A 6,738-nucleotide genomic window follows, 5' to 3' on the forward strand; every position below is an offset into this window, starting at 1 on the left:
GGCCCACTGCTGGAGCGTCACCGTCCGGCCGTCGGCGCGCTGGAGGCGGACGTACTGGGAGACGCGGCCGCCCTGGCGGGGGGTCAGGGTCACGGCCTCGCCGTGCGCGCCGGAGGGCAGCTCGACCAGGTGGCAGTCGGTGCGCGGGGCGACCTCCTGCGGGCTGGGCACGCCGGGCAGCGGGGTGACCTTGGGCAGGGCGAAGGTGGCGCAGAACGGGACCTTCGGCGCGTCGGCGGCGGCGTCCGGCGGCGACGGCCGTGTCCACCGCGCCGGGGCGCAGCGGCGGTTCGGCGCCGAGCCCGGCCGCGAGGAGGGTGCGCAGTTCGTCCTGCGGGTCGAGGGCGTCGTGGTGGGTCACAGCATTTCCTTCAGGGGGGTCGGGGCGACGGCCAGTTCGTCGAACGGGTCGGTGTCGCCGAGCAGGGTGCGCAGTTTGGTGAGTGCGCGGGCGGTGTGGCTCTTGACGGTTCCGGCGGTGCAGCCGAGTGCTTTGGCGGTGTCCGCGATGTCCAGGTCGGCCCAGAACCGCAGGACCACCACGGCGCGTTGGCGCGGTGGCAGGGCGGCGAGCGCCGCGCGGACCTGGAGGCCGAGTGAGGGGTCGGTGCCCGGGCCGGGCCGGTCGGGCAGCGTGGGTGTCGGGTCCTCCCGTCGCCAGCGGCGCCGGGTGTGGTCGATGCAGGTGCGGGTCAGCACGCGGTGGGCGTAGGCCTCCACGTTGGCGATCCGGTGCCGTCTTCCCCACACCGCGTACAGCTTGGTCAGTGCGGTCTGCGTGATGTCCTCGGCGTGGTGCCAGTCGCCGCACATCAGGTACGCGGTCCGCCGCAGGTGCGGCAACCGGTCCTCGGCGAAGCCGCGGAACTCCTCCAGGTCTGCGCTACGCACAGGGCGTGCCCTCCGTTCGTCTCTGCCCACTCCGACGGAGCGCACCCGGTGGCGGGATGTCACGGGTGGCGGGAAAAGTTCGCCGGTCGCGTGGGGTGGGAAGGTCCGCCGGTCGCGAGCGATATGACGGATCTTCCGGATTTCTGATCATCGGATGACATCCTGCGCTGTCGTTGGTTCCGTCGATTCCTCGCCAGAACCAGTGCGCGGCCCCGGGATCCGTGGTGCCGCCCGATCGAGAGGACACCTGTGCGAGGAACACGCGGGTACGGCAGGCGAGGGCGGTGGCCGGGCGCCGTGCTGGGCGCGGCGCTGGTCGGGGCGCTGGCCGCCCCGGTCGGCTGGGCCGCTCCCGGCCCGGCGGCCGGGGCGGGGGCGGACGGGCCGGCGCCGGGCCGTGCGGTCCAGGTCACCCTGGTCACCGGTGACACGGTCACCGCCCACGTCGGCGCGGACGGCGCGGTGGCGCTGGCCGGTGTGCGGCCCGGGCCGGGGCGCGAGGACGTGGCCTTCGTCCAGCGCTCCGGTGCGCCCGGCTCACTGAACCTCGTCCCCTCGGACGCGGTCGGGCCGCTGGAGGCCGGGCGGCTGGACCCCAGGCTGTTCGATGTCGCCGGGCTGATCGCCCAGGGCTACGACGACGCGCACACCGCCGAACTGCCGCTGATCCTGGGCTCGCAGCACGCCGGCGCCCCGGGCCTGGCCGCGGCCGCGCCGCCGGCCGGCGCCACCGCCGTACGCCCGCTGGAGAGCGTGCACGGCGCGGCCCTGCGCGCCCCGAAGGCGCGGGCGGGCGAGCTGTGGCAGCTGGTCGCACGGCCGGGCGCCTCCCTCGCCGCGGGCGGCGTGGACAAGGTCTGGCTGGACGGCAAGGTCCGCGCGGCGCTGGACCACTCGACCGCCCAGATCGGCGCCCCGCAGGCCTGGAGATCCGGCTGGACCGGCAAGGGCGTCAAGGTCGCGGTGCTCGACTCCGGGATCGACCGGGGCCACCCCGACGTGGCCGGCTCCCTGGGCGAGACCTCCGACTTCACCGGGGACGCCGGCGCGCCGGTGAGCGCCGACCCGGACGGGCACGGCACCCATGTCGCCTCGATCGTCGCCGGCACCGGGGCCGCCTCCGGCGGCCGGTTCAAGGGGGTCGCCCCCGACGCCGAGCTGCTGGTCGGCCGGGTGCTGAACGACGAGGGCAACGGGCAGGAGTCCTGGGTGCTCCAGGGCATGGAGTGGGCCGCGGCCCGGGCGCCGATCGTCAACATGAGCCTCACCGGCGACCCGACCGACGGCAGCGACCCGATGGCCCAGGCCGTCGACACGCTCTCCGCCCGCTACGGCACCCTGTTCGTCGCCGCCGCCGGCAACCGCGGCGGCCAGGGCACCGTCGGCACGCCCGGGTCGGCGGACGCCGCGCTGACGGTGGGCTCCGTCGACCGGGACGGCACGCTCGCCCGCTCCTCCAGCCGGGGTCCGCGCATCGGCGACCAGGCCGTCAAGCCGGACCTCACCGCGCCCGGCGTGGGCATCGTCGCCGCCCGGGCGGCCGGCACCGACGGGCAGGAGCCGGTCGGCGACCGGTACACGGCCATCTCCGGCACCTCCATGGCGGCCCCGCACGTGGCCGGGGCCGCGGCCCTGCTCGCCCAGCAGCACCCGCAGTGGAAGGGCCCGCAGCTCAAGGCCGCGCTCGTCTCCTCCGCGGCGCCGGCCGCCGGCCAGGGCGCGTACGAGCAGGGCGCCGGGCGCGTCGACCTCGCCCGGGCCACCGCCCAGGAGGTGTACGCCACCGCCGAGGGCACCGGGATCCATCTGGAGGGCCCGCCCGGCGGCGAGCCGCTCACCCGCACCGTGGAGTACCACAACGACGGCCGTGAGCCCGTGACCCTGGACCTGGCGGTCGAGACCACCGCGGCACCCGGCGCGTTCGCCGTCTCCCCCGCCCGTCTGACGCTCGCGCCGGGCGCCACGGCGCCGGCCACTGTGACCGTCGATCCGGCCCGTGTCCCCTCGGGGGCGTCGCTGACCGGGCGGGTGCGCGCGAGCGGCCCCGGTGGGGCCGCCGTCACCACCGCCTACGCGCTCACCCGCGAGGCCGTGAAGCACGACGTCACCGTGACGGCCGTCGACCGCAACGGGGCGCCGCTGGGGCCGAGCACCTGGAACGCCTGGTCGCTGATCAGCCTGGTCGACCTGGACACCCGCGACGCCTACCAGCTGAATTTCACCGGCGGCACCGCCACCGTGCGCGTGCCCGAGGGCCGCTACAACCTCGGCGGGCAGCTCGCCACCCCCGGCTCGGGCACCGGCGCCGCCACCATGACCCTGTTCCTCCAGCCCGAACTGGAGCTGCGCGGCGACACCCGGCTGGCCGTCGACGCCCGCGAGGGCCGGCAGCTGACCGTCACCGTCCCCGGCCGCGCCACCACCGGCTGGTCGCTGTCCGCGGGCTACTGCTACCGCACCGCCGGCAGCGCCGCCGAAAGCGAGTGCGCGGGCTCGGCCACCGTCCTGACCCGGCCCGGCAACCTGTACGTCGTCCCCACCGCCCGGCCCGTCGCCGGCCGGGTCGACTTCGTCACGCAGAGCCTCCAGGTGGGGCCGGCCACGCAGAACGGACGGCTGCCGGACCGCTACGACCTGCTGGTGCACACCACCGGCGGGCTGCCCGACCCGGCGCTGACCGTCGAGGCCGGCGAGCTCGCCACGCTCAACACCCGCTACTTCGCCCAGCGCCCGGGCACCGCGGGCGAGTTCAGCAGCTTCGCGTCCGCCGGCGGTGTCGGCGCCCTCAGCATCGGCCAGCCCTCCTTCGCGCTGCCGGCCACCCGCACCGAGTACTACACCGTCAAGGACCAGGTCCGCCACTCGTTCTTCAGTCAGGACGTCGGCCCCGGCGACGAGATGGTCCACCCCGTCGCCGTCAGCCAGAGCGGCACGGTGCGCTGCGCCGCCGGCGCGACCTGCGCGGAACGCTGGAACGCCGCCGTCATCGGCCCCGGCCTGGCCCCGGACCAGGAAGGCGCGGCCACCATGGCCCGCACCGGCGACGGCTACCTCACCCTGGCCCCGCAGCTGTTCAGCGACGCCTCCCCCGGCCACTTCGGCTCCCCGTGGCCGCTGCGGCTGGAGGACACCGTCCACCTCGAACTGGAACGCGACGGGCAGCGCGTGGGCGGCAGCGACCGGGAGCAGGCCCGCTTCGCCGTGCCGGCCGCCGACGCCGCCTACCGGCTGAGCGCCAAGGCCGTACGGGCCGAGCCCTGGGCGGCGCTGTCCGGCACCGTCGAGGCGGTCTGGACCTTCCGCTCGGCCGCCGCCCCCGGGGCCGGCAGCACGGCGCTGCCGGTCGACGCCGTCCGCTTCACCGCCCCCGTCGACCCGGACAACCAGGTGCCGCGCCACCGGCACACCCTGCTCACCACCGTCGAACGGCAGAGCGGCGCCCCGGCCTCGGCCACCGCGAGCCTGAACGTGCGGGTCTCCTTCGACGACGGCGCCACCTGGCAGGACGCCCCGGCCGCCCCGGCCGACGGCGGCTACCGCGTCACCGTCGACCCGCCGCCGGGCGCCGGCGGCTTCGTCTCGCTCAAGGCCGCCGCCCGCGCCGCCGACGGCTCCACCGTCGAGCAGACCGTGCTGCGCGCCTACCGCCTGGCGCCCTGACGATCCGCCGGTGAGCGGCGGATGACGCGCGGGGCCGCCGCCGGGTGATGCGCGGGCCGCCGCCGGGCGCCGAACGGCGTCCGGCGGCGGCCCGCGGCTCGGTGCGGCCGGCACGCATGGTGTTCAGTGCGTTTCGTAGATGCCCTGGTAGTGAGCGAGGGCGGTCTCGTGGATCCACCGGTCGCTCCGCGAGGCGAAGCGCCCGGGGGCCAACCACGCGGGGTCGACGAGGAGTTCGCCCGTCTCCAGCAGCATGTTCGCGAGCTGACGGCCGACGCCCCCCGCATGGGTGACCCAGGACGCCTCCGCGAACCACAGGCCGTCCACGCCGGGGGCGGGTCCAACGAGCGGAAGCTCGTCGGGCGTCAGCGCGAACACCCCGTTGAGCCGGCGTCCGCGCGGCGCCGTACGGAAGACCGGCACCAGGGAGGCGGCGTCGGACAGGGCGGCACCGAAGTCCGCTTCACGGAAAGGGCGTTCGGCGGACACGAGATCAACGGAGGGCCGCAGAGGCAGCGGTGAGTGCGCGTAACTCCCCAGTCCGAAGCGGCGGCCGTGACGGCGGGTGTAGACGCAGTGGTCGGGGTAACGAACGATCGGCGCATCGATGAACGTGTCATCGAGACCGGGCAGTTCACCCGTGTACAGATAGGGGTGCTGCACCGCCACCATGGGCAGCCGGATGCCGGCCCGCCCGGCGAGCACAGGCCCCCAGATGCCCGTGGCCAGCACGACCCGGTCGGCCCGCAGCAGTTCGGCCTCCCCACCGGCGCGCACACCCGTGACCCGGTCGCCCTCCCTCTCCAGCGCCGTGACAGGGGTCCCGAACAGGAAGCGGGCCCCGGCCCGCTCGGCGGCGGCCCCCAGCCGCTGGGTGAGCAGGACGGGATCGGCGGCACCGTCGCCGGGGACGAACAGGGCACCTCGCACCCGGTCCGCGTCGACGAGGGCAGGAGCCAGCGCGACGGCCTCGGCGGGGCCGAGCACCCGCGCCTCGACTCCGAGGCGTCTGCCGTGCTCGACATCGCGGTGAGCCTGCTCCAACCGGGCCTCGGTGGTGGCGACCTCCAAACAGCCGACCTGCCAGAAGACCTCGTCGGTTCCATCACGGGAAAGGGCGCGGTACGTGGCGACGCTGTCCCGGGCGAGCGCGGTGAGCTCCGGGCTGGCGCTGAGCCGGCCGATGAATCCCGGAGCCAGACCGGTCGATCCGGGGAACTGCGTACGGTCCCGGGCGTCGAGCACCACCACGTTGTCGTGTCCCAGCCGGGTGAGGTGGTAGGCGATCGAAGCTCCCACCACACCGGCCCCCACGATCAGAATCCGGTCGGACGACCGTCGCTCGCCGCTCATCGCACACACCTTCCCTGTCCGCGCGCTCCCGACAGCAGGGGCGCCTGTAGCCGACCCGACGCCCGACCCGTGCCGCCGCGCCCCGGTCGGCGTCGGTGACACGGATGCGGAGATCGTCCGCGGTTCTCCCCAGGAGTCAGCGACACTACCGATTCTGACATGCCGTCACCATGGCACAGCGGTGTTCGCGCGAGCGCCCAAGGGCGCCACCGAGGTTCCGGTCACGGTCTCCGGTCCAACAGGTGGACGGCGAGGGCGGTCAGCAGGGCCGCGCCGAGCGCGTACACGGGCAGCCAGAGCGTGGTGGTGGCGGACAGGCACTCGGCGACGGCGCGGCGGGCCTGGTCGTCCTGCGCGGCGGCGAGCGCGGCGCCGTCGTGGCCGGCCAGGTCCGCGAGGCCGGCCTGGGCCCGGAGCCGCGCGTAGTCGCCCAGGTGGGTGCAGGCGCGGCGGGTGCCCGGCATGGGGAACAGCCAGGACCAGCGCTGCATGGCGGGGGCGAGGGCGAGGGCCACGCACAGTCCGACGACCAGCGCGTAGGCGGCCAGGCCCCGCGCGTGGCCGGCCGCCGTGCCGGCCGCGCGGGTCGGGGGGCGGGTGGAGGAGAGGAGGATCGCGAGGAGGGTGGCGCCGATGTAGGTGGAGAACCACTGCCACGAGCCCGAGGCGAGGGCGAAGGCGAGCACGCCGGCGAGGGCCGCGCCCAGGACGCCGGCCCGGGCGCCCGCCCCGGGGGCCTGGGCGGGGTGGTGGGTGCGGTCGTCCATGCGCTCTCTCCCCTGCCGGGCTGCGGGCCCCCAGTGTCCGGCCGCGGCGCTCGCGGGGTGTTCGCGC

At 75.9% G+C, this 6,738-nt stretch carries 4 protein-coding genes; 1 reads left to right on the forward strand and 3 read right to left on the reverse strand.

The window, feature by feature from the left end; translation table 11 throughout:
* Nucleotides 1-357: 357 nt before the first annotated feature.
* Nucleotides 358-891, reverse strand: a complete 534-nt coding sequence (locus J0670_RS25930) for a SigE family RNA polymerase sigma factor (protein WP_207814086.1) — start codon at nucleotides 889-891, stop codon at nucleotides 358-360.
* A gap of 249 nt (nucleotides 892-1,140) precedes the next feature.
* Between J0670_RS25930 and J0670_RS25935 the strand changes: the two genes are divergently transcribed.
* A complete protein-coding gene (locus J0670_RS25935) occupies nucleotides 1,141-4,551 on the forward strand; it encodes a S8 family serine peptidase (RefSeq protein ID WP_207814087.1) in 3,411 nt (1,136 codons plus the stop codon).
* A gap of 123 nt (nucleotides 4,552-4,674) precedes the next feature.
* Here the strand turns inward: J0670_RS25935 and J0670_RS25940 are convergent, their stop codons facing one another.
* The gene (locus J0670_RS25940) at nucleotides 4,675-5,904 is read right to left on the reverse strand and encodes an FAD-binding oxidoreductase (protein ID WP_207814088.1); all 1,230 of its coding nucleotides are present in this window, start codon (nucleotides 5,902-5,904) and stop codon (nucleotides 4,675-4,677) included.
* 221 nt (nucleotides 5,905-6,125) lie between these two features.
* On the reverse strand, nucleotides 6,126-6,671 hold the full coding sequence (locus tag J0670_RS25945) for a hypothetical protein (protein WP_207814089.1): 546 nt from the start codon (nucleotides 6,669-6,671) through the stop codon (nucleotides 6,126-6,128).
* Nucleotides 6,672-6,738: the final 67 nt, after the last annotated feature.

The organism is Streptomyces sp. FH025 (genome assembly GCF_017427025.1).
Classification (GTDB): domain Bacteria; phylum Actinomycetota; class Actinomycetes; order Streptomycetales; family Streptomycetaceae; genus Kitasatospora.